Source organism: Pseudomonas edaphica (genome assembly GCF_005863185.1).
GTDB classification, from domain to species: Bacteria; Pseudomonadota; Gammaproteobacteria; order Pseudomonadales; family Pseudomonadaceae; genus Aquipseudomonas; species Aquipseudomonas edaphica.
This window is the reverse complement of sequence record NZ_VBVZ01001054.1, coordinates 1-937: the sequence shown is the minus strand read 5'-3', so window position 1 is coordinate 937 and position 937 is coordinate 1. Positions and strand designations below refer to the sequence as shown.

Here is a 937-nt window from a genome sequence, read left to right as displayed (position 1 = left end):
TCGTTACACCGTATATCGTGGACGCTGATAAACCAAAAAAAGGCCCCCACATTTGGTTCGAATGCGAAGGCTGTTTTATATAACGGGTGCTATTAGAACTCCTGCTTCGAACCGCCTTCTGATTATATATGTGGTTCTTGTTAGTGCGAAAAGGGATGAGAAATTTGATTGTTTTTTTGTCTCTGTATATGAGGCCGATCAATTGAATTATTTCTATCCCTTTTCGTAGCGGTCGTAGTTCCTTATTTGCAATAGTCTACCAAAGCTTTTCTTCTCTTAGATCTTTGGCCTTTAAATTTAGTTCGATTTGACATGCTTTGTTTATATTCGAATGCTGTAGGGTGGGTATAGTTTCTATCTCTTATCTTTGTGAAGAACTCCAGCAGCTTGGGCGCAACTGCTGCTGCTGCTATCTGATTATTTATGCATGTCATTGAGAAGCACCAGATGCCGTATAGGTGGCTCACGCCATATATTTTATAGGCTTCATATTGCAATCCTAGAGATTCCATAAAGTTCGTTGTTGCTAAGAATTTTTTCTGAAGGATCGCCCAGTCCAAATTCTGATCGCGAGCATATTTTTCATAATACGCATCAAGGTCAGTGTCTGTCGCCGTTAATTCAGTATTTTCGATTAGTGAAAATATAAGTTCTGAAATGAATTCAACATCTTCCATTCTAGCCTTGTCAGTCGTTTCAAGTCTTGTGGCCCAGAACGGATGTTTTGACAGATGATATGCAGTCTTAAGAAGCTCGGTGTCATAATAATTTGAGTGTCGTAACTCCTGTCCATTCAATGGCTCACCATTTCGGTTGAGGCGGTCAAATATTCTATCAATTACTACCGGGTCGTCACTGTCAATGTATTCAACTGGTATCTGATATCTCCAGAACATTTTCTTGTAAGTGGCCAGGTGTTCATTTTCTAGTTCCGAAA

At 39.7% G+C, this 937-nt stretch carries 1 protein-coding gene; it reads right to left on the bottom strand.

Annotated elements, in window-relative coordinates; genetic code table 11:
- Nucleotides 1-242: 242 nt before the first annotated feature.
- Nucleotides 243-937, bottom strand: a 695-nt coding sequence (locus tag FEM54_RS34260) for a DUF262 domain-containing protein (protein ID WP_171045975.1), incomplete at its 5' end; no start/stop codon positions are given.